This window comes from Variovorax sp. PMC12 (assembly GCF_003019815.1).
Lineage (GTDB): Bacteria > Pseudomonadota > Gammaproteobacteria > Burkholderiales > Burkholderiaceae_C > Variovorax.
In genome coordinates, this window is sequence record NZ_CP027773.1 from 2578848 (window position 1) to 2602385 (window position 23538).

The window sequence follows — 23538 nt, forward strand, 5'->3', positions numbered from 1 at the left end:
GGGAAAGAACAGACGGCCCGCATTTGCGGCGTCCTACAGGCCGTGATTGTCGGCGCTGGCAAAAACGGTGCGTACCACCACGCAAACCCCATGCCGGCCACTGTTCTTTCCACCTCTCCCGTGTCGCAGCCGTCCGCGCGGCCACCGTCGAAGCCCACGCCCATCGCCAACGGGCTGGTCTACGTGAACCCCGACATGCCGGGCATTCGCCGCCTGAAGCACGGCACGCGCTTTCGCTACCGCGACGCCAAGGGCCAATGGCTGCGCGACGTGGACGAAATCTCGCGCATCCGCATGCTGGCCATTCCGCCGGCCTACACCCAGGTCTGGATCTGCCCGCTGCCCAACGGCCACCTGCAGGCCACCGGCATCGACGCGCGCGGGCGCAAGCAGTACCGCTACCACGCCGACTGGCGCGTGATGAAGGACGAGACCAAGTTCGAGCGGCTCGAAGCCTTCGCGCTCGCGCTGCCGCGCATCCGTGCCCGCGTGGCGCGCGACCTGCAGGCCGACAGGAAAAACAAGGCGCCCGACCGCAGCCAGGTGCTGGCGGCGCTGGTGCGCCTGCTCGACACCACCCTGCTGCGCATCGGCAACGAGGAGTACGCAAGCAGCAACGGCTCCTACGGCCTCACCACGCTGCGCAACCGCCATGTGGACGTGCACGGCACCGCGCTGCGGCTGCGCTTCAAGGGCAAGAGCGGCGTGATGCACGAGGCCAGGCTGGAAGACCCGCGCGTGGCCAAGGTGGTGCGGCAGTGCCAGCAGTTGCCCGGGCAGGCCCTGTTCCAGTACGCGGGCGAAGACGGCGAGCTGCACAGCGTGTCGTCCACCGACGTGAACGACTATCTTGCCGAAGCCTCGCCCGGCGAACGCTTCACCGCCAAGGACTTCCGCACCTGGCACGGCACGGTGCAGGCCCTGGAGCTCACCCGGCTGGCCTGCGAGCCGGGGCGCAGCGCGACGGACGGCACCCGCTACCGCGCCAAGGACATCCTCGCGGCAGTCGCCAAGCAGCTCGGCAACACGCCGGCGGTCTGCAAGAAGGCCTATGTGCACCCGGCCGTGCTGGCGCTGGGCAGCGCGCTGTCGGACAACGATGAAGACGCCGCCACCGCGCTGTTCGAGAAGATCGCGGGCCGCAAGACCGCGCGGCCTTCACGCGGGCTCTATGCGGCCGAACGCCGGCTGCAGGCCTTCCTGCGCACGCACCGGCAAGCGCAGGCGCGTGCTGCGGCGGGCGACAGCCGCCGAGGCGGCAGGAAGGTTCAGGCCGCGGTGGCGAGCGCGAAGCGCACGCTGTCGCCGTCCACGGCGACGACGTAACCCAGGTCTTCCGCCAGGTTCTGCAGCGCGACGGCATCGATGGCCAGCGCGCGCGGCGCACGATGCGCATCGAGCACGGCGTCGGTGGCGCCCGCTTCGCGCGGCATTGCAGAAAGCCGCAGCGCATTGGCGCCTTCGGCCTGCACGCGGATCGTGCCGGCTTCGTCGGCACTGTCGTGCAGGTAGCCCAGCACGCCGAGGAACAGATAGCGCAAGGCCGCCGCCGCGGGCCAGCGTTGCTCGTCCTCGCTCGGTTCGAGCGCGGGGTCGATGTCGAGCGTCACGCCGTGCAGGTCGAAGGCCGCGCGCATCAAGGTCGTGCATTGCGCCACCAGCGCGCTGCGGGCGATGCCGTCGTCGGTGGTCGCCAGTTCCCAGTCGCGCAGCGAGCGGATGGCACCGACCAGTTCGGCCACCTGGTTGTCGATCAGCGCCACGCGCTCTTCGCAGGCGGCGGCATCGACGGTGGCTGCGCTGACCTGCCGCTTGAGCATCAGCAGCGCCATGCGGATCACCGAGACCGGCGCCGCCATGTCGTGCCGCAGGGCGGGCAGGGCCCGGGTGAGAAGTTCGTGGCGCACGCCTGCGGCGATCCAGCTGCGCGCACTGGGAGAAGACTTCATTGCGCGGCTGCCAGAGGCGTGGGGTTCATCGGCACGGTCACGGGTACTTCCTGAAACGAGAGGGAGTAACAAGTATCGTGCCCGGCTACCGCGCCGGGTGTAGGAGCGAGCCTACGAGCCTCAGGGCTTGCCCAGGTAGGTGCGCACGTCCTTCACCAGCACACCGGCGGCGGCGATGGCCGAGCGCAACTGCGCTTCGGTCACGCCCAGCGTCTGGGTCCAGTAGCGCACTTCGTGCGCCTCGTTCACGTTGATGCGGGCGGCGTCTGGCGGCCCGCGCTTGCTCAAGTCATCGGCCATGGTGATTTCCTTTGTAGAAGGAACCACGATGCGGCGCGCCCCGGAGGCGCGTGGAAGGACTGCGGCGCACCCGCTTGCAGGAAAACGCGAAGCGCCCGGCGGCACACCTGCCTACGCTGCGCGCAGCCGCGCCTGCAGTTCGCGCTTGAGCAGCTTGCCGTTGGGGGTGGTCGGCATGGTATCGATCACCTCGATGCGGGTGGGGCGCTTGTAGGGCGACAGGTGCTCCGCCAGGTGTGCGCGCAGCGCCGCCTCATCGAGCACCGCACCCGGCTCCAGCTCCACGAAGGCGACCACCTGCTCGTTGCCATCCGCCTCTGGCACGCCGACCACCGCGCACAGGTGCACGCCGCCGAAACGGCCGATGACCGCCTCGACCTCCGCCGGATAGACATTGAAGCCCGAGCGGATGATCATTTCCTTGAGTCGGCCGACCACGAACAGCGCGCCGTCGGGGCCGAAGCGCCCGAGGTCGCCGGTGGCGTACCAGCCGCCGGGGCGCATCACCTGCGCGGTGGCGGCCGCGTCGCGGAAATAGCCGAGCATGAGGCCCGGGCCGCGCAGCCAGATCTCGCCGGTGTCGCCTTGCGGCACGTCGCGCCCCTCGATCGACACGATGCGGGCCTCGCCGCCCTCCACCGCATGGCCGGCCGCCGTGTCCGAACGCGGGGCTTCCGTGCGCGTGAGGAACACCGAGCCCGCGTACTCCGAGAGCCCGTAGCCGTAGTGCAGCGGCTGGCCGAACAGCCGCTCCACGCGCTGCTTGAGCGCGGGGTCGAGCGGAGCCGAACCGGTGTACACGTAGCGCAGATGCGGAAAGCGCGGCACCACGCGCTCGCTGTCGATGTGGGCCAGCAGGCGCGCGTACATGGTCGGCGGCCCGAGCAGGTTGGACACCTGCTCGTGCGCCAGCGCCTGCAGCATGTCGGCCGGCGAGAAGCTGCCGCGCAGCACCAGCGAAGCGCCGCCGGTGAGCGCGGCCATCAGCACGGTGCCGATGCCGAAGATGTGCGTCATCGGCAGGAAGGCGTAGGCACGGTCGCGTTCGCTCAGCGCCCTCACGCCAGCCGACACCCGCCCGAAGTGCAGCAGCCCGCGGTGCGAGACCATCACACCCTTCGGCGTGCCCGAAGTGCCGGAGGTGAAGATGATGGCGGCGGTGTCGGCCAGGGCCGGGTCGGGCTCGGTGCGCGCTTCTTCGCGCGTTGCCGAGCGCATCACGCCCGCAAGCGAGGACGGCACCGCACCGGCGCGCCGGGCGTGCTGTTCGGCCGCCTGCGAAGCGCTTGTGGTGAAGCAGCAAAGGCGCGCGTCCGCCCGTTCCACGATCGCCGCGATCTCGCCCGGCGACATGCGCGCATTCACGCCGCAAGACCATGCGCCGATGCGGCTGCACGCCATCAGAAGCGCGATGTGCGCGGCGCAGTTCTCGGCCACCAGCACCACGCGGTCGGTCGGACGCACGCCGGCGTCCAGCAGGTCTTGCGTGGCGGTTTCGGCCATTGCCTGCAGCGCCGCGTAGGTGGTCGTGGCGCCGGGCTCGAAAAGAAAGACTGCCTCCGGCGTGCGTGCCGCGCGGGCCTCCAGCAGCTCGTGAATGCGTGATTGCCGCATCGCCTATTCCGCCTCGATGCCCTTGGACGCGGTGGCCCAGAGCTGCCGGTCCGACTTGCCCTTGGTAGCGAGCAGGTCGGCCGCGCCGGACCACACGTCGTAGCCCTGCTCGCGCAGGCGGCTCGCGATGTCTTCGCGCGCCAGCATCTTCTGCGCGGCGACATTCATGCGCACGACCAGTGCCGGGTCCATGCGCGCCGGGCCGTACAGGCCGAACCAGCCGCCCACGTCGTAGCCCGCCACGCCCGACTCGATCATGGTCGGCACCTCCGGCAGCATGCGGTTGCGCTGGCGCGAGGTGACGGCCAGCGCGCGCACCTTGCCGGACTGGATGAAGGGCTTGGAGGTCGCGATGATGTCGAACATCATCGTCACCGTGCCCGCCATCACGTCGGCCAGCGCGGGTGCGCTGCCCTTGTACGGCACATGGGTGAGCTGCACGCCGGCCATCTTCTCGAGCAGCGCGCCGCTCAGGTGGTTCGAGGCGCCCACGCCCGCCGAGCCGTAGAACACCTTGCCTGGCCGCGCTTTCGCATATTCGAGCAGCTCGGCCACGCTGCGCACCGGCACGTCGTTGTTGATGACGAGCACGTTGGTGTAGTCCACCAGCGGCGCGATGGGCACGAGGTCCTTCATCGGGTCGAACGCCATGTGCCGCTGCACGTTGGGGTTGATGGTGATGGTCGGGCTCGCGCCGAAGAACAGCATCGTGCCGTCGGCCGCGGCCTTGGCCACCGCGTCGCCGCCGAGCGAGCCGCTCGCGCCGGGCCGGTTGTCCACGATCACCTGCGTGCCCAGCGCCTGGCTCAGCGCCGGCGCGAGCAGGCGCGCGGCCCCATCCACCGGGCCGCCGGCCGAATAGCCGACCACCAGCTTGATGAGCGGCGGCAATGGCTGCTGCGCGAAGGCGCGGTGCGGCAGTGCGCCGAGTGCCGCGCCGCCGGCCAGCCCGGCCATGAGTTGGCGGCGCGAGAAGTGAGTCGATGTCATGAGCGTTGTCTCCTGTTGTTGATCTACAAGTCAGGCTCGAAAGCCAGGCAGGACTGTTCTTTCGTGAAACACCGCGGAACCGGCTTTGCCGGGCCGCAGGTGTTGCCCCCGGTAGGGGGTTGGCGAAGCGACACGAAGTGCGCGAAGACTGGGGGCGAGCCTCATGCAGGCAAATCGAGGACTTGCCGCGCGAGGATGTTGCGCTGTATCTCGTTGGTGCCGCCGTAGATCATTGCGGCCGTCGAACCGATGAGCGGCGAGAGCACGTTGAAGCTCTGCCCGTCGAGCACCTGGTCGCCGGCCACGGCGCCCTGCTCTTCGGCCGCCTCGACCAGCAGCGCGCCGATGCGGTGATAGGTCTCGCTGGCCCAGATCTTCAGCAGCGACACCGAAGCGGGCAGCGGCTTTCCGGCCCGCACGATGTTCGCGAAGCCCGTGTACGCCGCCGACAGGTCGAGCACGTCGAGCCGCAGCGCCGCGAAGCGCTGCGCGAACACCGGGTCGGCAAACAGCCGCCGCGCCTGCGCCAGCCGCGCAAGCTGCCCCAGCGCGTACTGCGACTGCTTGGGGCTGCCCAGGAAGATGCGCTCGAAGCCCAGCAACGCCTTCGCGATGGTCCACCCGCCGTGCAGCCTGCCGACCAGGTTTTCCGCCGGCACGCGCACGTTGTCGAAGAACACCTCGCAGAACTCCGGCTCGCCGGCCAGCGTGCGGATCGGCCGGATGGTGATGCCCGGCGTGCGCAGGTCGCACAGCAGGAAGCTGATGCCCTCCTGCTTGCGCGCGTCCTTGTCGGTGCGCACCAGCATGAAGATGTGGTTGGCGTCCTGCGCGAGCGTGGTCCAGATCTTCTGGCCGTTGACCACGAAGTGCTCGCCCTGCGCGTCGCGCGCCGGCATCGCCTCGGTGCGCAGGCCCGCGAGGTCCGAACCGGCATTGGGCTCCGAGTAACCCTGGCACCACACATGCTCGCCGCTGAGGATGCGCGGCAGAAAGCGCTGCTGCTGTTCGGGCGTGCCGTGCTGTATGAGCAGCGGGCCGATCATCACGATGCCCTGGTCGGGCGCGCGCGCCACGCCGTGCTGCTCCAGCTCCTCGATCCACGCGATGAGCTTGTCGGCCGGCAGGCCCATGCCGCCGTGCGCCTGCGGCCATGCGGGCGCGATCCAGCCTTGCGCCGACAGCGTGAGATACCACTCGCGCATCTCGCTCCATCGCGCGCGGTGCGACAGGTAGCGAAGCTGCTGCGGATAGCGCTGCTGCAGGAAGGCGCGCACCATGCGGCGGAAGTCGGCCTCGGGCAACGCCGCCCAGTCGGCGGTGCGGGGGAATCCGCCCTGCCACTGCGCAGTGCCCGCTGCCGCCTCCGCATCGCGCGACAGCGATGCATGCCGGTGCCGGTGCGCGCTGGCATTGCCCAGCCAGGCCGACAGGCACAGCACGCGCTTGTAGAACAGGCTCAGGTCGCATTCCTGCGTGTAGCCGATGGCGCCATGCAGCTGCACCGATGCGCGCGAGGCCTGCAGCGCGGCCGCCGTGCAGCGCGCATTGACGCGGCTGGCCTCGGCCTCCATGCGCTCTGCCGTCGGTTCCTGCCCCGCCTGCGCCAGCACCTCGTCCAGCGTCGCCTTCGCCACTTCGAGGTGGATGAACATGTCGACGCAGCGGTGCTGCAGCGCCTGGAAGCTGCCGATGGGCTTGCCGAACTGCGAGCGCGTGCGCAGGTAGGCCAGCGTCTGCGCGAGCATGGCCTGCCCCGCGCCCAGCAGCTCGGCCGACTGCAGGATCTGCCCGCCCGCGAGCGCCCGGCGCAGCGCCTCCTGCGCGGCCGGGCCCTCGGCCAGCACAGCGTCGGCCGGCAGCCTGACGTGCTCGAAGCGCAGGTTCGACGCCTGGCTGCCGTCGACCAGCGGCACCGGCGTTTCGCTCACGCCCACGGTGCCGCGCGGCACCCACAGCAGCACCGCGTCGTCTTCGCCACGCGCCGACACCAGCCAGCCGCTGGCGGCGGCGCCGGGCAGCACCATGAGCTTTTCGCCCTGCAGCAGCACGCCGCCGGCATCGCCCGCCAACGCTTCGCAGCCGCAGGCCAGCGGCACCGCGCTGAGGTCGCCCGCGCTCTCCTGCCACGCCAGCGCCGGCAGGCTGCGGCCCGCGACCAGTTCGGCCAGCAGCGTATCGGCGCGCGGGGTGTGCAGCGCCGACAGCAGCAGCGCGCCGAGGCCAGCCACGGCCAGCAATGGCTCCGGCGCCGCGTGCTCGCCGGCCGCGCGCAGAATTTCCGCCGCACCGGCCAGCCCCAGCGCGAGGCCGCCGGCCGATTCGGGCGCCAGCATGCCGGGCCAGCCCAGGGCGGCGATGTCGCGCCAGCCTTCGGCCTCGTCGGCATCCGGTTGTTCCATGCGCTGGCGCCGCCGCTGGGTGGCGCGGCTGCGAACGAAGTAGTCGAGCGCCGATTCGCGCACCGCCGAAAGTGATTCAAGGTCCATCGCCGCAGCGTGCCCGAAGACCCCGCCGCCGAGCATTTGCATTTGCCGAAGGGAGGGTTTCGCATTCAGAGAGCCACCCCGCGCGAGGCGGGGCTAGATTCGGCGCATGACCACCAAGATCAAGAAATCCCTGCATACGGAGCTGGGCCACAGCACGCCCGACAGGATCACCGTGCGCGGGCGCGACCTGCCTTCGGAAATCCTCGGCCACCTCAACCTGGGCGACATGGCCTTCCTGGAGCTGACCGGGCGCATCCCGACGCCCCAGGAGTCGGTGACCTTCAATGCCATCGTCGTCACGCTGGTGGAGCACGGCATCACGCCCAGCGCCCTGGCGGCGCGCCTTACCTATGCGGGCGCTCCCGAAGCGCTGCAGGCCGCCGTGGCAGCCGGGCTCTGCGGACTGGGCACGGTGTTCGTCGGCAGCACCGAAGGCGCGGCCAGGATGCTCTACGAAGCAATCCCCTTCGGCGAGAAACCCACGCGCCCGCTCGCCGACATGGCGAAGGACATCGTGGCCGACCACCGCGCGCGCAAGCAGATCGTGCCGGGCCTGGGCCATCCGCTGCACAAGCCCATCGACCCGCGCACGCCGCGCCTGTTCCAGATCGCGGCGGAGAACGGGCTCTCCAGCCACTATGTCGCGCTGATGCAGGCGGTGCAGGAAGAAGCCGAGCGGGTGTCGGGCAAGTCGCTGCCGATCAACGCCACAGGTGCCATCGGCGCGATCGCGGCGGAGTTCGGTTTTCCCTGGAAGATCATTCGCGGCTTCGGCGTGATGGCGCGCGCCATCGGCCTCGTGGGCCATATCCTGGAAGAGATCGACGACCCGATGGCGGTGGAGATCTGGCAACGCGTGGAGAAGGAAGCCGGCGGCCCGCGCCAGGACTGAGCAAAGAACGATGAACAACGCCAACGACAAGAACTACCCCGACATCCGCGACGCCGTGCGCGACCTGTGCGCGCAGTTTCCCGATGCCTACTTCCGCAAGATCGACGAGGCGCGCGGCTACCCCGCCGAATTCGTCGATGCGCTCACCAAGGCCGGCTGGATGGCGGCGCTGATTCCGCAGGAGTACGGCGGCTCCGGCCTGGGCCTGACCGAAGCCTCGGTCATCATGGAAGAGATCAACCGCTGCGGCGGCAACTCCGGCGCCTGCCATGGCCAGATGTACAACATGGGCACGCTGCTGCGGCACGGCAGCGAGGCGCAGAAGCGCAACTACCTGCCGAAGATCGCCAACGGCGAACTGCGCCTGCAGTCGATGGGCGTGACCGAGCCCACCACCGGCACCGACACCACCAAGATCAAGACCACCGCCGTGAAGAAGGGCGACCGCTACGTCGTCAACGGCCAGAAGGTGTGGATCTCGCGCATCCAGCACTCCGACCTGATGATCCTGCTGGCGCGCACCACGCCGCTGGCGGACGTGAAGAAGAAGTCCGAGGGCATGTCGATCTTCATCGTCGACCTGCGCGAGGCCATCGGCAAGGGGCTCACGGTGCAGCCCATCCTGAACATGGTGAACCACGAGACCAACGAGCTGTTCTTCGAGAACCTCGAGATCCCGGCCGAGAACCTGATCGGCGAGGAAGGCCAGGGCTTCAAGTACATCCTGGACGGGCTCAACGCCGAGCGCACCTTGATTGCCGCCGAGTGCATCGGCGACGGCTACTGGTTCATCGACCGCGTGACGAAGTACACCAAGGAACGCGTGGTGTTCGGCCGGCCCATCGGGCAGAACCAGGGCGTGCAGTTTCCGATTGCCGAGGCCTTCATCGAAGTGGAAGCCGCGAACCTGATGCGCTACGAGGCCTGCCGCCTGTTCGATGCGCACCAGCCCTGCGGCGCGCAGGCCAACATGGCGAAGTACCTGGCGGCCAAGGCGAGCTGGGAGGCCGCCAATGCCTGCCTGCAGTTCCATGGCGGCTTCGGCTTCGCGTGCGAATACGACATCGAGCGCAAGTTCCGAGAGACACGGCTTTACCAGGTGGCGCCGATCTCGACGAACCTGATCCTGAGCTATGTTGCAGAGCACATGCTGGGCCTGCCCCGTTCGTTCTGAAGGACTTCCCATGAACTCCGTCGACCATCCGAGCAAGGTGCTCGCGACTTTCGCGGCCGAACTGCAGTTCGCCGACATTCCCGCCCCCGTGCTGCGCCGCACCGAGGACCTGATGCTCGACTGGCTGGGCTCGGTGCTGGCGGCCCGCACGGCGCGGCCCGTACGCAGCATCGAGCGCTTCGCCCGGACGATGGGCCCCGCGGAAGGCCCCAGCGAAATACTGACTTCGCGCCAGACCAGCTCGCCGCTGTTCGCCGCGCTGGTGAATGCGGCGGCCTCGCACTTCGTGGAGCAGGACGACGTGCACAACGGCTCGGTGTTCCATCCGGCCGCCGTCGTCATCGCGCCCGCGCTCGCGGTGGCGCAGAGCCTCGGTGCGAGCGGCGCGCAGCTGCTCACGGCCGTGGTCGCAGGGTATGAAGTCGGCATCCGCGTCGGCGAGTTCCTCGGCCGCTCGCACTACAAGACCTTCCACACGACGGCGACCGCGGGCACGCTCGCGGCGGCTGCTGCAGTGGGCCGCCTGCTGAACCTCACGCCGCAGCAGATGCTGCACGCCTTCGGCTCGGCCGGCACGCAATCGGCCGGCGTGTGGGAGTTCCTGCGCGACGCGGCAGACTCCAAGCAGTTGCACTGCGCGCACGCGGCGGCCAGCGGGCTGATGTCGGCCTACCTCGCGCAGGACGGCTTCACCGGCGCGGCGAAGATCCTCGAAGGTGCGCAAGGCCTGGGCGTGGGTATGTCTAGCGACGCCGACCCGGCCAGGCTCACCGACGGCCTCGGCACGCGCTGGACGCTGGCCGAAACCTCCTTCAAATACCACGCATCCTGCCGCCACACCCACCCCGCCGCCGATGCGCTGCTGCAGGTGATGCAGCAGAACAACCTGAAGCCCGCCGACGTGTCGCGCGTGACCACGCACGTGCACCAGGGCGCCATCGACGTGCTGGGCCGCGTCGATGTGCCGGCCACGGTGCACCAGGGCAAGTTCTCGATGGGCACGGTGCTGGGTCTGATCGCCGTGCACGGCCGCGCGGGCCTGGGCGAGTTCGACCGCGACTTCCTCGCGCCCGAGGTCTCGGCCTTCCGCGAGAAGGTGACGATGGAGCTCGACGAAGAGGTCGACACCGCCTACCCGGCGCGCTGGATCGGGAAGGTCAGCGTCCACACCACCGACGGCCGCAGGCTGCAGGGCCGCGTGGACGAGCCAAAGGGCGACCCCGGCAACAGCCTGGACCGTGCGGAGATCGAGGACAAGATGCAGCGCTTGGCGCACTACGGCGAAGGCGCCACCGCCGACGAGGCGAAGGCGCTGTGCGAGCAGGTCTGGAAGCTGGCCGATACGCCGCGCGTGGGGCGCTGGCTGATCGGCTGAAGCGGCTCAGGCGAAAAGTCGCCCCTGGCCAGGCACGCGCGGGTCGAGCCCGGCGGTGCCGACGAGGTCCCAGAAGCCGGCGGGCGAACTCGACACCACGGGCACCCGCAGGCGGGCTTCGACTTCGCGCACGGCATCGAGCGTGACCAGTCCGCCGCACGAGATGAGGATGCCGTCGGCGCCGGGCTGGGCTTCGAACACCTTCAGGCACAAATCGACCAGCACCCGGGTCGGCACTTCGCCCACGGCCTTCACGTCGGAGATGGAAAGGCCTTCGAGCGCGAGAGGCTCGAAGTCGCTCTGCTCCAGGTACTTGCGCAGGTGCTGGTTGACTTCATCGATGTACGCCGTGGCCACCGCCACGCGCCGCACGCCGAGGTGACGCAGTGCACCGACGATGGCGTTGCTCATGGTGGTGCAGGGCAATCCGGTGGCGCGCGTCATCTCGGCTTCGAGCTCCCGGTTGAAGGCCGCGCCGCGGAAGAAGCTCAGCGATGTGCCCATGAGCGAGACCACGCTCACGCCCTCTTCCTTGAGCGCCACGGCCTTCTCGACCACCGAGTCGATGACATCCAGATAGCCGCGCGTGGAAATCTCTCCGAGGCCCAGGCCTTTGGCACTGAAGCGGATGCGCTCGCCGTAGAGCAGCGGGCCGTCCACCGGCACTGCGCCGGCTGCGGGGGGGACTATCAGGCCGAGGTGGGGTGTTGTCATTTCAGTGTTTCGTGTTTTGTTTGTGGGTCTTTCGGGGCGTGTGCGAGCCGATCAACAAGTGCTCTGAGCGCTCACGCTGGCGGGGTACCTTGCGCAGCGAAATAAAGGAGGAGGGGCGAAGCCCCGGGGGACATTCGCGGAGCAAGGTACCCCGCCGGCGTGAGCAAGCCCCGAACAAAAAAACCTCAGTTCCCCTCAGCCACGATGCGCTGGTCAGAAATGATCTTCTTCCACCGCGAAGTCTCCGCAGCCATGTCCTTCCCAAGCTGCGATGGCGTTGAATAGGCACGCAGCGTGCCCTGCGCCGCGGCAGCAGCACCGGCCTCCGGCGTGTCGAGCACCGACTTCACCGCAGCCGACAGCTGCTCGACCACTTCGTTCGGTGTGCCAGCCGGCGCCAGCACGAAGATGCGCGGCGCCACATCGAAGCCCGGCAACGCATCGGCCAGCGGCGGCACGCTCTCCGCGCCTTCGAGCTTCGCCGTGTTCATCAGCGCCACCGCGCGCAGCTTGCCCGCCTTGGCCTGTGCCATGCCTGCCGTCGCGCTCACCACGCCAAGGGGAATCTGCCCGCCGATCACGTCCGGCACGATCTGCGCGGCGCCGCGGTACGGCACATGCACCACCGAGCTGCCGGTGGATTGCTTGAGCATCTCGAAGCCCAGGTGCTGCACCGTGCCGACGCCCGACGTGGCATACGAATAGCGCGAGGCATTGGCCTTGAGCTCCTTCACCAGCTCCGCGGGCGTCTTCGCGGGAAAGTCGTTGTTGGCGACGATCATCAGCGGCGAGATGAAGGCGCCCGCCACCGGCTTGAAGCTGGTGAGCGGATCGATGCCGATCTTCGGCTGCAGCAGCTTGGCGATGAGCAAGGCGCTGTCGCCCATCATCAGCGTGTACCCGTCGGGCGGCGCCTTGGCGACGAACTCGGCCGCGATGAGCCCCGTGGCGCCGGTGCGGTTCTCCACCAGCACCTGCTGGCCCAGCACGGCCGACAGGCGCACGCCGAGCAGGCGGGCCACCGCATCCACGCCGCCGCCGGCCGAGTAACCGACCACGAGGCGGATCGGCTTGTCGGGGTACTTCTGGGCCCGGGCCACGGGCGCCGCGAGGGCAAAGGCACCCGCAAAGCCCAGGGCCGCCATCGCGCGCAGTGCATGGCGGCGCTCGGGTCGATTCGCTTGTCTGGCTTTCATCTTGTCTCCGTTGTCTTGTTCGGAATCGCCGGCCGGCTGCTCAGGCCTTGCCCTTGCCGTGCGAGGTCGGCAGCTTCGCCAGCTCGCGCACGCGGTCGGCATTGGGAGCGAAGCCCAGGCCCGGCGTCTCGGGCAGCGTGAGCCAGCCCTGGTCGGGCACCGGCAGGCCGTCGAAGATCTGCTTGAGCATCTGCACCGCCACGTAGTGGTACTCGACCAGCCCGCCGTTCGACACGCCCGCATGCAGGTGCATGTTGTGGAAGGGCCAGGCGCCGCCGTTGTCGATGGGCACGTTGAAGGCCTGCGCCATGCCCGCGATCTTCAGCACCTGCGAGTAGCCGCCAGAGATGGTCACGTTGGGCTGCAGCACGTCGGCGGCCTGGTTCACCAGCAGGTCGCGAAAGCGGAAGGCCAGGCCCTCGTTCTGGCCGCAGGCCAGCGGAATGCGGGTGCGCGCGCGCAGCTGGGCCATCTGGCGCACGTCGTTCTGCGTGAGCGGCTCCTCGAAGAAGCTGATGCCGTAGGGCTCGATGCGGTGCGCCAGCTCGGTGGCGTGGAACAGGTCGAGGCCGCAGTTGGCGTCGACGTACAGCTTCACGTCGGGGCCCACGGCCTCGCGCACCGCCGCCACGCGGCGCACGTCCTCGGCGATGACCTCGTCGAGCGGGCGCGGCTCGTCGCGGCGTGCGAGCGCGTGGTTGCCGACGGTCATCTTCAGGCGCTGGAAGCCCTGGGAGACCCACAGCCTGGCGGCGGCGGCGAGCTGGTCGCGCTCGAAGAAGCCGAAGCCGAAGGTGGCGTACACCGGCACCCTGGCGCGCGCGCCGCCCAGCAGGCGCCACAGCGGCTGGCCGAGCGCCCTGGCCTTGATGTCCCACAGCGCGATGTCGAGCGCGGCGATGGTGTGGCTGGCATAGCCGGTCTGGCCGCGCGGCGAGAGCAGCCAGTAGAGCTTCTCCCACAGGCGCTCGGTGGCCATCGGGTCTTCGCCGATCAGCGCGGGGCCGGCCACTTCGCGCACGGCGGCGGCGATGATTTCTTCCTCGGTGATGGCGGTCATGCCGTGGCCGACGAGGCCGGTGTCGGTCTCGATCTCCGTAAGGCACAGCGACAGCGAGGTCTGCTTGTTCAGGCCGACCACGTCGATGGTCACGGGAATGTTCAGCGGCGTGGCGCTGACGCGAACGATCTTCAAGGGTGTCTCCTTTGGTTTGCGCGATCTTTGCGCGCGGGCCACGGGAGAACAATTCGTTTTTGGCGAGCGCGAGGCTTCGCGCGGCGCGAAGGCTGGCGCGCCCTCGCGTTCAGTCCGGCCGGCCGAGGTGCTCGAGCACGGAGCGCGCGGCCACGGTCAGGTCCTGCTGCCTGCGCACGCACAGCAGGTGCCGGCGCAGCGCCCAGGGCGCGTCGAGCTTCAGGCAGCGCAGCCGCAGTATCTGCAGCTGCGGCAGGATGGCCGCATAAGGCAGCACGCCGATGCCCACGCCCTGCTCCACCATGCGGCACACCATGTCGAAGCTGCCCACCTGCATGCGCACCTTCAGCGGCACCTGCGCTTCCAGCGCGGCGGCCAGCAGCACCCGGTGCAGCGCGGTGCCTTCGCGCACCACGATATGGTCGTAGCGCAGAACCTCTTCCACGCCGATGCGCTTGCGCCGGGCCAGAGGATGGTCGCGTGCGATCACCACGGCCAGTTCGTCGTTGCGGTACGGCAGGCATTCGAGGCCTTCGGCGGGCGTGTGGCTCTCGATCACGCCGATGTCGGCCAGGCCCGCCTGCACGGCCTTCACCACCTCGGTGCTGGCGCGCTCCTGCAGGTCGATCTTCAGCACCGGGTGCAGCCGCAGGAAGGAGCCGATCTGCGCCGGCAGGAACTGCGCGATGGTTGACGCGTTGGCCGTGATGCTGACCACGCCCGCCACGCCGTTCTGGAAATCGTCGAACTCGGCGCCGAGGCGGTCCATGGCCGAGAGCACGGCGCGCGCATGCAGCAGCAGGCCATGCCCCGCCGAAGTGAGCGTGACGCCGCGCGCATGGCGCACCAGCAGCGGCAGCCTGGCGCGGGCCTCGAGGTCGGAGATGCGCTTGCTGGCGGCCGCAAGCGCGATGTGGCAGCGCTTGGCGCCTTCGCTGATGCTGCCGTGGTCGGCCACGGTCACGAACAGGCGCAGCGACTTCAGGTCGGCGGACATGGCGTGCGCGCCCTCAGTGCGAAACAAGGTGGTCGAACAGCTCGCGCGCGGAAGCCGGCAGCTGCTCGCGGTTGCGCGCGATCAGCTTCAGCTCGCGCTCGGCCCAGGCATCGCTGAGCGCCACGGTCGAGATGCGCATCGCCATCGACAGGCGCTGCGCCGACGACGCCGGCAGCACGCCCACCCCCACGCCCGCCTCGATCATCAGGCAGATGGCCTCGAAGCTGCTCACCTGGATGCGCGGGTTGAAGCCCCGGCCCGCGAGCTCGGCGCGGCGCTGCAGGAAGCGGTGGATGGCGCTGCCGTGGTGCAGGCCCACGTGCTGCTCGTCGAGCGTTTCGGCGAAGGCCACGGAGGGCGCGCCCGCCAGGTGATGCGTGGTGGGCACCACCAGCACGAGCTGGTTGCTGCCGAAGGGGCGCGCGTCGAAGTCGCCGGTGTGCACGTCGCCCGCGAGGATGCCGATGTCGGCCTCGCCGTCGGCCACCGCGCGCACGATCTCCTCGCTCAGGTATTCGCGCAGGTCCACCTGCACGGCAGGATGCTGCGTGAGGAAGCCGGCCAGCTTCTGCGGCAGGTATTCGGTGATCGACGTGGTGTTGGCGAACACCCGCACATGGCCCTTGATGCCCTTGCCGAAGTCCTGCATGTCGCAGCGCAGGTGCTCCATCTGCTGCATCACGCGCTTGGCGTGGTACAGCACGGCCTGCCCGGCGGCAGTGAGCGTCACGCCCTGCGCGCTGCGGTGCAGCAGCTTGCCGCCCACCGCCTCTTCCATCTGCTTGATGCGGGTGGAGGCCGCGGCCAGCGAGATGCAGGCTTTCTCCGCACCGCGCGTGAGGCTGTGCGCGTCCGCCACGTAGACGAACAGTTTCAGGTCGAACAGGTCGAAGTGCAGGTTCACCGGGCGCGGGCACGAAGGAGGAAGGGAACGCGCATTGTCCGGCGAATGAAGCCGAAGCCGCGCCCGGACTGCTGCGGGTTTGTCCTCAGACCGGGTCCCAGCTGAACACGTCGGCCGAACGGTCCAGCGGGAAGAAGCTGGCACGCATCGCGGGCATGGCGTGCTCGGCGATGCTCTGCGGCGTCCAGCCCTCGGAGCGGTGGATGGAGCGCACCGGGCGCGGCTGGCTGATGAGCGAGATCTCGTTGTTGCGCACCGAGAAGATCTGCCCGTTGACCGCGCCGGCTGCATCGCTCGCCAGGTACACCGCGAGCGGCGCGACCTTGGCGGGCGTCATCTGCTTGATCTTGTCGACGCGGGCGCGCTGCTCGTCGGTGTCGGTGGGAATGGCGCCGATCATGCGGCTCCAGGCAAAGGGCGCGATGCAGTTGGAACGCACATTGAATTTCTGCATGTCCAGCGCGATCGACTTCGACAGCGCGACGATGCCGAGCTTGGCCGCCGAGTAGTTGGCCTGCCCGAAGTTGCCGATGAGGCCCGAGGTCGAGGTCATGTGCACCAGCGCGCCCGAGTTCTGCTCCTTGAAGTGCGTGGCGGCCGCGCGGCTCGCGTAATACGAGCCGTAAAGATGCACCTTGAGCACCGAGTCCCACTCGTCGACCGACATCTTGTGGAAGAAGCGGTCGCGCAGGATGCCCGCGTTGTTGACCACCGCGTCGATGCGGCCGAAGCTGTCGAGCGCGCATTGCACGATGCGCGCGGCGCTGGCGGCATCGGCCACGTTGTCGGTGTTGGGCACGGCCTGCCCGCCGGCCGCGCGGATCTCGTCGGCCACCTGCTGCGCGGGGCCGGCGCTGCCGCCTTCGCCGTCGAGCGCCGCGCCGATGTCGTTGACCACCACCTTCGCGCCATGCGCCGCCATCGCCAGCGCGATGTCGCGCCCGATGCCGCCGCCCGCGCCGGTGACGACGACCACTTTTCCTTCAACCATGCTTGTCTGTGCTCCGGATGTTCGCCCGCGCAATCGGCGGGCAAATCCAGAATGCCACAGGAGCGGCGGGCACGGGTTTCGGGTTTCCGAAGAGGGGCTTCGGCAAGGCCCCTGCGGCCTACTGCCGCGCGGTACGGATGTTCGCCGGCAGCGCCTGCGGCCAGCTCGTGCGGAACGGGTTGATGTCCAGCCCGCCGCGCCGCGTGTAGCGCGCATACACCGCGAGCTTGGTCGGCTTGCAGCGGCTCCAGATGTCCGTGAACATGCGCTCGGCGCAGGGCTCGTGGAATTCGTTGTGGTTGCGAAAGCTCACGATGTACGCGAGCAGCCCGGCCTGGTCGATGGGCGGGCCGCTGTAGCGGATCTGCACGCTGCCCCAGTCGGGCTGGCCGGTGACGAGGCAGTTGCTCTTCAGCAGCCGGCTGGTGAGGGTTTCGTTCACGTGCACCTGCGTGGTGTCGCTGCTCAGCAGATCGGGGGCGGGCTGGTAGCGGGTGCACTCGATGTCGAGCCGGTCGAGGTCGAGGCCGTCGATCTCGTGCACCGGTTCGCGGTCGAACAGCTCGGGCGTGAGCAGTTTCACGCCGATGCCGCCCGACTGGTCGCTGCCGCGCCAGGCGGCCTCGGCGAGGTCGGTGCGCAGGTGCTCGCGCACGGCGTCGATGCTGGCGAAGGTGCTGTTGTTGAAGCTGTTCAGATAGAGCTTGAAGCTCTTGCTTTCGATGATGTTGGGCGTCTCGCACGGGATGGTGAAGTGCGCGATGGCCAGCTGCGGCTTGCCGCGCGCATTGAGCCAGCTCACCTCGAACGCGGTCCACAGGTCGGCGCCGAAGAAGGGCAAGGCGCCGGACCTGATGCCCATGGCCTCGCGCTGCGTGGCGCGCGCGATGGGGAACAGCAGCGAGGGGTCGTAGCGGTCCGCGTAGGCCGAGGCGCGGCCCAGTTGCGATTGCTCGGGGGTGTTGGGGTTGTGGTCTGTGCTCATGGCTTTGGATCTCGGGCTTCGGCCGCGTGCGCGAACGGTGCGATGTGGTTGGCGAGGATGGCGCACACCTCGGGCGGCAGGTCGTGGCCCATGCCGGGTACGGAAACGAAACGCGAGCCCGGAATGCGCCGGGCGGTGTCTTCGCCGCAGGCCATGGGCACGAGCGCGTCGGCGTCGCCGTGCAGCACCAGCGCCGGGCACTGGATGCGTGGCAGCACCTGGGGGCGCTCGTCGTCCGCGCCGATGGCGAGCATCTGCCGCATCAGGCCGGCCGGGTGGTAGGAACGCCGCATGCTGAAGGTCAGGCGCTCCGCCAGCTCCTGGTCGGTCTGCGGGTAGGCGGGGCTCTGGATCAGCCGCAGCAGCCTGATGCTGTGCGCCACCAGTTCGGCCTCGCTCTTGCCCAGGGGCCGGCGCATGAGCATGGCCGTCACCTCGCGGCGCGGCCCGGGCAGGCCGCGCGCGCCGCTGGAACTCATGATGCTCACGAGGCTGGTGCTGCGCCGTGGCGCGAAGGCGGCGATGCGCTGGGCGATCATGCCGCCCATCGAGGCGCCGACGATGTGCGCCCGCGCGATGCCCAGCGCGTCGAGCACGCCGAGCGAATCGAGCGCCATGTCCTGCAGCGTGTAGGCCGAGCGCACCTTGAGGCCGAGCCGGTGGCGGATGGTCTGCCACACCACGTTGCCGGTGCCCGCGTGGTCGAAGCCCTGGCTCAGGCCGATGTCGCGGTTGTCGTGGCGCACCACGCGAAAGCCCGCGTCCACCAGCCGCTGCACGAAGCCGTTCGGCCATGCCACCAGCTGCATGCCCAGGCCCATGATGAGCAGGATGACGGGGCGCCCTTCGCCTCCGGTGTCGTCGACTTCGATCTGCAGCCCGTTGGCAGTGACTTTCATCGGTTCCTTTTTGCCTACTTGAACTCGCGCTCGCGCAGCCACTTGGTGGCGACCCACTTCTCGCCCGCCAGCACCGGCGCGCCGCCGTGCAGGGTGCGGGTGGCGGGGTCGGGCCGGTCGTAGCTGAAGAACACGCCGGTGCCGCGCACCGGGGCCACCTCGAGGCCCACGTCGGGGAAGGTGGTGGCGCCGCCGCCCTCGGGCTCCTGCAGGTACATGACGAGCGTGGCCACGCGCTGGCCGCCGCGCTTGAGGATGGTGGGCGTGCCGGGCTCGCCGGGGTCGAAGTAGTCGTAGTGCGGGCGGTACTGCGCGCCGGGGGCGTAGCGCAGGATCTGCAGGCCCTCGCCGAACTCGAGCGGCCAGCGCAGCAGCATGGCGATGCGCTGCTCCAGGCGCGCGACGATCTCGTTCTCGCCGCGCTCGAAGAACATGCCGTCGCTGGTGCGGTCGACGTTGAGCACCTCGCCGCCGGTGCGCGTTTCCACGGTGAGCGAGCGCGCCAGCCGCACCCGCGCGGCGGCGATCAGGCCTTCGCATTCCTCGCCCGACAGCAGGTTGCCGAACACCACCACGCGCGGATGCCGCATGGTCTGCAGCACCTGCACGCGGCGGTCGCCGGCATCGAGGTACAGCGGCGCGCCGTCGAGGTCGGGGCCGGGCATTTCGGTGCGCACGGGCGGCAGCGCCACCTCGACGTTGGGAAAACCGGCTTCGAGCTGGGCCAGCGCCGTATCGGCGGCGGCGTCATGCCAGCCGGCCGCGCGCATGGACGCGCGCAGCGCCGGCACCGAGTGCCCGGCCGCGAGCTGGGCCACCAGCCATTCGCGCAGTTCCGGACTGATCGCTTGCGACATCTCAGTAAACCTCCAAGTTGCGCCAAGACTCAAGACGCATGAAACCACCGCTGCTCGCGCCAGGAACACCGCGGAACCGGCTTTGCCGGGCCGCCGGTGTTGCCCCCTGGAAGGGGGTTGGCGAAGCGACACGAAGTGCGCGAAGACTGGGGGTCATCCCAGCCTTCTCCTGAACACCAGCCTTTCGGCTGTCGACACTTGAGCGTCGAAACCATAACCCTCGAGGTCGAACTTTTCCAGTGCCTTGGGCGTCGCTGCCTTGTGCTGCGCCGCCCATCGGGCCAGCAGGCCGCGGGCGCGCTTGGCGAAGAAGCTGACGATCTTGTACTTGTCGCCCTTCCACTCCTCGAACACGCATTCGACCACACGGGCCTTGAGCACCTTCCTGTCGACCGACTTGAAGTACTCCTGCGAGGCCACGTTGACGACCACCGGCGTGCGGTCGGCCGCGAGCCGCTCGTTCAGGTGCTCGGCGATGCGCGAGCCCCAGAAGGCATAGAGGTCCTTGCCGTGGCGGTTGGCCAGGGCGGTGCCCATCTCGAGGCGGTAGGGCTGCAGCAGGTCGAGCGGGCGCAGCAGGCCGTAGAGGCCGCTGAGGATGCAGACGTGGTCCTGCGCCCAGTCGAGCTGCGCCCGGGTGAGCGTGCGGGCGTCGAGGCCGCCGTAGACGTCGCCGTCGAAGGCGAAGGCGGCCTGGCGGGCGTTCCTGGGCGTGCTCTTGCTCGACCAGGCCTCGTAGCGGGCCACGTTGAGGGCAGAGAGCTTGTCCGACAGGTGCATCAGCTCGGAGATCTGCTGCGGCGACTTCTCGCGCAGCAGCTTGATGAGTTCGACCGAGGGGCCGCGCGGGGACTCGAAATGGGGTTGGGTGGCGGGGATTTCGGCGGGGACCGGGGTGTCGTAGTCGAGCGACTTCGCGGGGGAGAGCAGGAACAGCATCCCGGAATTATGAGTGGCCGAAGTGACCGGAGGCAGCGCCGGTAAAATCACCGGCAATCCCACCTCGTTACGACGGCACCCGAGGGTGCCGTTTTGCATTCCCCATGAGCGAACCCACCACCTCCCCCGCCCAACCCGGCCTCGACAGCCTGTCGAAATCGTTCGAACCCGCCGCCATCGAGGCGCACTGGGGCCCGGAATGGGAAAAGCGCGGCTACGCCAAGGCGGGCTACCGCGGCACGCAGCAGCCCAGGGAAGGCGCCGAGTCGTTCGCGATCCAGCTGCCGCCGCCCAACGTGACCGGCACGCTGCACATGGGCCATGCGTTCAACCAGACGATCATGGACAGCCTCACGCGCTACCACCGCATGAAGGGCGCCAACACGCTGTGGGTGCCGGGCACCGACCATGCCGGCATCGCGACGCAGATCGTGGTGGAGCGCCAGCTGCAGGAGCAGAAGATCAGCCGCCACGAACTCGGCCGCAAGAACTTCGTGGCGCGCGTGTGGGAGTGGAAGGAAAAGTCGGGCAACACCATCACGCAGCAGATGCGCCGCATGGGCGACACGGTCGACTGGAGCCGCGAGTACTTCACGATGGACGACGACCTGTCGAAGGTCGTGATGCACACCTTCGTGAAGCTGTACGAAGAGGGCCTCATCTACCGCGGCAAGCGCCTGGGCAACTGGGACCCGGTGCTCAAGACGTCGGTGAGCGACCTCGAGGTCGAGAGCGAGGAGGAAGACGGCTTCCTCTGGCACCTGTCGTACCCGCTGGAAGACGGCAGCGGCGCGCTGACCGTGGCCACCACCCGGCCCGAGACCATGCTCGGCGACACGGCCGTGATGGTCCACCCCGAGGACGAGCGCTACAAGCATCTCATCGGCCAGCGCGTGAAGCTGCCGCTGGTGGGCCGGCTGATTCCGATCATTGCCGACGACTACGTGGACAAGGAATTCGGCACCGGCGTGGTCAAGGTCACGCCGGCCCATGACTACAACGACTACGCGGTCGGCCAGCGCCACAAGCTCGAGATGATCGGCGTGCTGACGCTGGACGCGACCATCAACGACAACGCGCCCGAAAAATACCGCGGCATGGACCGCTTCGTGGCGCGCAAGGCCGTGGTGGCCGACCTCGACGCGCTGGGCCTGCTGGTCGAGGTGAAGAAGCACAAGCTGATGGTGCCGCGCTGCGCGCGCTCGGGCGCCATCGTCGAGCCGATGCTCACCGACCAGTGGTACGTGGCCATGACCCGTCCCGGCGCCGACGGCCAGTCGATCGCGCAGAAGGCCATCGACGTGGTGAAGTCGGGCGAGGTGCGCTTCGTGCCCGAGAACTGGGTCAACACCTACAACCACTGGATGGAGAACATCCAGGATTGGACCATCTCGCGCCAGCTCTGGTGGGGCCACCAGATTCCCGCCTGGTACGACGAGGAAGGCAATGTGTACGTGGCCGAGGACGAAGCCGCTGCGCAGGCCAAGGCGCCCGGCAGGAAGCTGACGCGCGACGAGGACGTGCTCGACACCTGGTACTCGTCGGCGCTGGTGCCCTTCTCTTCGCTGGGCTGGCCCGAAAAGACCAGGGAGCTGGAGCTGTACCTGCCCTCCACCGTGCTGGTGACGGGCTACGACATCATCTTCTTCTGGGTCGCCCGGATGATCATGATGACCAAGCACTTCACCGGCAAGGTGCCGTTCAAGGACGTCTACATCCACGGCCTGGTGCGCGACGCGCAGGGCAAGAAGATGAGCAAGTCCGAGGGCAACGTGCTCGACCCGGTCGACCTGATCGACGGCATCGCGCTGCCCGAGCTGCTGGACAAGCGCAGCCAGGGCCTGCGCAAGCCCGAGACCGCGCCCACGGTGCGCAAGAACACGCAGAAGGAGTTCCCTGAGGGCATTCCGGCCTTCGGCGCCGATGCGCTGCGCTTCACCTTCGCTTCGCTGGCCTCGCTGGGCCGCAGCATCAACTTCGACTCGAAGCGCTGCGAGGGCTATCGCAACTTCTGCAACAAACTGTGGAACGCCACGCGCTTCGTGCTGATGAACTGCGAAGGCCAGGACTGCGGCCTGCTGGAGCACACCAAGGAAGACTGCAAGGTCGGCGGCCCGGCCCACGGCTACCTGAAGTTCAGCCGCGCCGACTACTGGATCGTGTCGCAGCTGCAGCGCGTCGAGGCCGAAGTGACCAAGGGCTTCGAGGAATACCGCCTCGACAACGTGGCCAACACGATCTACCAGTTCGCCTGGGACGAGTTCTGCGACTGGTACCTCGAAATCGCCAAGGTGCAGATCCAGACCGGCGACGACGCGCAGAAGCGCGCCACCCGCCGCACGCTGATCCGCGTGCTCGAAACGCTGCTGCGCCTGGCGCACCCGGTGATTCCGTTCATCACGGAGGAGCTGTGGCAGAAGGTGTCGAAGGTCGCGGGGCGCGAGGGCGAGTCGATCATGGTGGCGGCGTATCCGCAGAGCCAGCCGGAGAAGATCGACGAGGCGGCCGAGGCGTACGTGGCGCGGCTGAAGAGCCTGGTCGACGCATGCCGCACGCTGCGCGGCGAGATGAACGTGTCGCCCGCGATGCGCCTGCCGCTGTACGCCGTGGCCGACGACGCCGAAGGCGCTGCCTTCCTGCGCGAAGCGGCGCCCGTGCTGCAGGCGCTGGCCAAGCTCAAGGAAGTGAAGGTCTTCGACGACGAGGCCTCCTGGCAGGCAGCCGCGGAAGCGGCGCCGGTGGCGGTGGTTGGCGCCGCGCGCCTGTGCCTGCACATGGAAATCGACAAGGCGGCCGAGAAGCTGCGCATCGGCAAGGAAATCGCTCGCATCGAGGGCGAGATCGCCAAGGTGCACGGCAAGCTCGGCAACGAGGCCTTCGTGGCCAAGGCGCCGCCGGCCGTGATCGAGCAGGAGCGCAAGCGCCTGGCCGATTTCACCGCCACGCTGGAGCGCCTGCGCGACCAGCTTGTGCGCCTCGGCTGACAGACGGACAAAATACCGGGCGTTTAGGATGCTGGTTCGGCACTTGCTTGCCGCTCCTGCGACCACTCCCGGGACCCCCCCCTTTCTTTCTTCC

At 68.9% G+C, this 23538-nt stretch carries 20 protein-coding genes; 5 read left to right on the forward strand and 15 right to left on the reverse strand.

The genetic code is table 11. The annotated features are described in order from the left end of the window. Positions 1 to 90 precede the first annotated feature (90 nt). Complete coding sequence (locus C4F17_RS11955) at positions 91 to 1326, forward strand: DNA topoisomerase IB (protein ID WP_106937526.1); 1236 nt, start codon at positions 91 to 93, stop codon at positions 1324 to 1326. On the opposite strand, the gene C4F17_RS11960 is transcribed toward C4F17_RS11955, so the two are convergent. From C4F17_RS11960 to C4F17_RS11980, 5 genes are all read right to left on the reverse strand, one after another. Next, a complete protein-coding gene (locus C4F17_RS11960; protein WP_106935362.1) occupies positions 1269 to 1949 on the reverse strand; it encodes a hypothetical protein in 681 nt (226 codons plus the stop codon). The genes C4F17_RS11955 and C4F17_RS11960 overlap by 58 nt on opposite strands. Before the next feature lie 120 nt (positions 1950 to 2069). Continuing rightward, positions 2070 to 2249, reverse strand: a complete 180-nt coding sequence (locus tag C4F17_RS11965) for a DUF3606 domain-containing protein (RefSeq protein ID WP_081265779.1) — start codon at positions 2247 to 2249, stop codon at positions 2070 to 2072. Between the two features lie 111 nt (positions 2250 to 2360). Further along, on the reverse strand, positions 2361 to 3863 hold the full coding sequence (locus C4F17_RS11970; protein ID WP_106935363.1) for a class I adenylate-forming enzyme family protein: 1503 nt from the start codon (positions 3861 to 3863) through the stop codon (positions 2361 to 2363). Positions 3864 to 3866: 3 nt separating this feature from the next. After that, the gene (locus C4F17_RS11975; protein ID WP_106935364.1) at positions 3867 to 4853 is read right to left on the reverse strand and encodes a Bug family tripartite tricarboxylate transporter substrate binding protein; all 987 of its coding nucleotides are present in this window, start codon (positions 4851 to 4853) and stop codon (positions 3867 to 3869) included. 161 nt (positions 4854 to 5014) lie between these two features. Continuing rightward, positions 5015 to 7342 (reverse strand): acyl-CoA dehydrogenase, encoded by a 2328-nt coding sequence (locus tag C4F17_RS11980; RefSeq protein WP_106937527.1) that lies wholly within the window; start codon positions 7340 to 7342, stop codon positions 5015 to 5017. Between the two features lie 106 nt (positions 7343 to 7448). Between C4F17_RS11980 and C4F17_RS11985 the strand changes: the two genes are divergently transcribed. From C4F17_RS11985 to C4F17_RS11995, 3 genes are read left to right on the forward strand one after another with little or no spacing between them, the layout of a single operon-like run. Beyond that, positions 7449 to 8234: a citryl-CoA lyase gene (locus tag C4F17_RS11985; RefSeq protein ID WP_106935365.1), complete on the forward strand. Its 786-nt coding sequence runs from the start codon at positions 7449 to 7451 to the stop codon at positions 8232 to 8234. 10 nt (positions 8235 to 8244) lie between these two features. Further along, positions 8245 to 9408 (forward strand): acyl-CoA dehydrogenase family protein, encoded by a 1164-nt coding sequence (locus C4F17_RS11990; RefSeq protein ID WP_106935366.1) that lies wholly within the window; start codon positions 8245 to 8247, stop codon positions 9406 to 9408. A gap of 10 nt (positions 9409 to 9418) precedes the next feature. Next, positions 9419 to 10783, forward strand: coding sequence for an MmgE/PrpD family protein (locus C4F17_RS11995; RefSeq protein ID WP_106935367.1), 1365 nt, complete (start codon positions 9419 to 9421; stop codon positions 10781 to 10783). A gap of 6 nt (positions 10784 to 10789) precedes the next feature. Here the strand turns inward: C4F17_RS11995 and C4F17_RS12000 are convergent, their stop codons facing one another. From C4F17_RS12000 to yaaA, 10 genes are all read right to left on the reverse strand, one after another. Beyond that, entirely contained in the window at positions 10790 to 11497 is a 708-nt protein-coding gene (locus C4F17_RS12000) for an aspartate/glutamate racemase family protein (RefSeq protein WP_106935368.1), read from the reverse strand. Positions 11498 to 11682: 185 nt separating this feature from the next. Continuing rightward, the gene (locus C4F17_RS12005; RefSeq protein ID WP_106935369.1) at positions 11683 to 12693 is read right to left on the reverse strand and encodes a Bug family tripartite tricarboxylate transporter substrate binding protein; all 1011 of its coding nucleotides are present in this window, start codon (positions 12691 to 12693) and stop codon (positions 11683 to 11685) included. A 40-nt stretch (positions 12694 to 12733) separates the two neighbouring features. Continuing rightward, positions 12734 to 13888, reverse strand: a complete 1155-nt coding sequence (locus C4F17_RS12010; RefSeq protein WP_106935370.1) for a mandelate racemase/muconate lactonizing enzyme family protein — start codon at positions 13886 to 13888, stop codon at positions 12734 to 12736. 109 nt (positions 13889 to 13997) lie between these two features. Continuing rightward, complete coding sequence (locus C4F17_RS12015) at positions 13998 to 14885, reverse strand: LysR family transcriptional regulator (RefSeq protein ID WP_081265770.1); 888 nt, start codon at positions 14883 to 14885, stop codon at positions 13998 to 14000. Positions 14886 to 14898: 13 nt separating this feature from the next. Further along, the gene (locus C4F17_RS12020) at positions 14899 to 15789 is read right to left on the reverse strand and encodes a LysR family transcriptional regulator (protein ID WP_106935371.1); all 891 of its coding nucleotides are present in this window, start codon (positions 15787 to 15789) and stop codon (positions 14899 to 14901) included. 85 nt (positions 15790 to 15874) lie between these two features. Beyond that, positions 15875 to 16780 carry an SDR family NAD(P)-dependent oxidoreductase gene (locus tag C4F17_RS12025; RefSeq protein ID WP_106935372.1) on the reverse strand — a complete coding sequence of 302 codons (906 nt, stop codon included), beginning with the start codon at positions 16778 to 16780 and terminating at the stop codon, positions 15875 to 15877. Positions 16781 to 16898: 118 nt separating this feature from the next. Continuing rightward, positions 16899 to 17765, reverse strand: coding sequence for an NADPH-dependent 7-cyano-7-deazaguanine reductase QueF (queF, locus tag C4F17_RS12030; protein ID WP_106935373.1), 867 nt, complete (start codon positions 17763 to 17765; stop codon positions 16899 to 16901). Then, on the reverse strand, positions 17762 to 18664 hold the full coding sequence (locus C4F17_RS12035; RefSeq protein WP_106935374.1) for an alpha/beta fold hydrolase: 903 nt from the start codon (positions 18662 to 18664) through the stop codon (positions 17762 to 17764). The genes queF and C4F17_RS12035 overlap by 4 nt, the downstream gene beginning before the upstream one ends. 14 nt (positions 18665 to 18678) lie before the next feature. Further along, entirely contained in the window at positions 18679 to 19521 is an 843-nt protein-coding gene (locus tag C4F17_RS12040; protein ID WP_106935375.1) for a 2OG-Fe(II) oxygenase, read from the reverse strand. Between the two features lie 153 nt (positions 19522 to 19674). Next, positions 19675 to 20460 (reverse strand): peroxide stress protein YaaA, encoded by a 786-nt coding sequence (gene yaaA, locus C4F17_RS12050; protein ID WP_106935376.1) that lies wholly within the window; start codon positions 20458 to 20460, stop codon positions 19675 to 19677. A 104-nt stretch (positions 20461 to 20564) separates the two neighbouring features. On the opposite strand from yaaA, the gene C4F17_RS12055 reads away from it, so the two are divergent. Next, on the forward strand, positions 20565 to 23444 hold the full coding sequence (locus tag C4F17_RS12055) for a valine--tRNA ligase (protein WP_106935377.1): 2880 nt from the start codon (positions 20565 to 20567) through the stop codon (positions 23442 to 23444). Positions 23445 to 23538 lie beyond the last annotated feature (94 nt).

Bases quoted from the DNA above. Each gene is read 5' to 3' on its own strand.
- C4F17_RS12015 (WP_081265770.1), bottom strand. From the start codon at position 14,885: ATGTCCGCCGACCTGAAGTCGCTGCGCCTGTTCGTGACCGTGGCCGAC.
- C4F17_RS12055 (WP_106935377.1), top strand. From the start codon at position 20,565: ATGAGCGAACCCACCACCTCCCCCGCCCAACCCGGCCTCGACAGCCTG.
- C4F17_RS12025 (WP_106935372.1), bottom strand. From the start codon at position 16,780: ATGGTTGAAGGAAAAGTGGTCGTCGTCACCGGCGCGGGCGGCGGCATC.
- C4F17_RS12040 (WP_106935375.1), bottom strand. From the start codon at position 19,521: ATGTCGCAAGCGATCAGTCCGGAACTGCGCGAATGGCTGGTGGCCCAG.
- queF (WP_106935373.1), bottom strand. From the start codon at position 17,765: ATGAGCACAGACCACAACCCCAACACCCCCGAGCAATCGCAACTGGGC.
- C4F17_RS11960 (WP_106935362.1), bottom strand. From the start codon at position 1,949: ATGAAGTCTTCTCCCAGTGCGCGCAGCTGGATCGCCGCAGGCGTGCGC.
- C4F17_RS11995 (WP_106935367.1), top strand. From the start codon at position 9,419: ATGAACTCCGTCGACCATCCGAGCAAGGTGCTCGCGACTTTCGCGGCC.
- C4F17_RS11980 (WP_106937527.1), bottom strand. From the start codon at position 7,342: ATGGACCTTGAATCACTTTCGGCGGTGCGCGAATCGGCGCTCGACTAC.
- C4F17_RS11985 (WP_106935365.1), top strand. From the start codon at position 7,449: ATGACCACCAAGATCAAGAAATCCCTGCATACGGAGCTGGGCCACAGC.
- C4F17_RS11970 (WP_106935363.1), bottom strand. From the start codon at position 3,863: ATGCGGCAATCACGCATTCACGAGCTGCTGGAGGCCCGCGCGGCACGC.
- C4F17_RS11990 (WP_106935366.1), top strand. From the start codon at position 8,245: ATGAACAACGCCAACGACAAGAACTACCCCGACATCCGCGACGCCGTG.
- C4F17_RS11975 (WP_106935364.1), bottom strand. From the start codon at position 4,853: ATGACATCGACTCACTTCTCGCGCCGCCAACTCATGGCCGGGCTGGCC.
- C4F17_RS12035 (WP_106935374.1), bottom strand. From the start codon at position 18,664: ATGAAAGTCACTGCCAACGGGCTGCAGATCGAAGTCGACGACACCGGA.
- C4F17_RS12000 (WP_106935368.1), bottom strand. From the start codon at position 11,497: ATGACAACACCCCACCTCGGCCTGATAGTCCCCCCCGCAGCCGGCGCA.
- C4F17_RS12005 (WP_106935369.1), bottom strand. From the start codon at position 12,693: ATGAAAGCCAGACAAGCGAATCGACCCGAGCGCCGCCATGCACTGCGC.
- C4F17_RS11955 (WP_106937526.1), top strand. From the start codon at position 91: ATGCCGGCCACTGTTCTTTCCACCTCTCCCGTGTCGCAGCCGTCCGCG.
- yaaA (WP_106935376.1), bottom strand. From the start codon at position 20,460: ATGCTGTTCCTGCTCTCCCCCGCGAAGTCGCTCGACTACGACACCCCG.
- C4F17_RS11965 (WP_081265779.1), bottom strand. From the start codon at position 2,249: ATGGCCGATGACTTGAGCAAGCGCGGGCCGCCAGACGCCGCCCGCATC.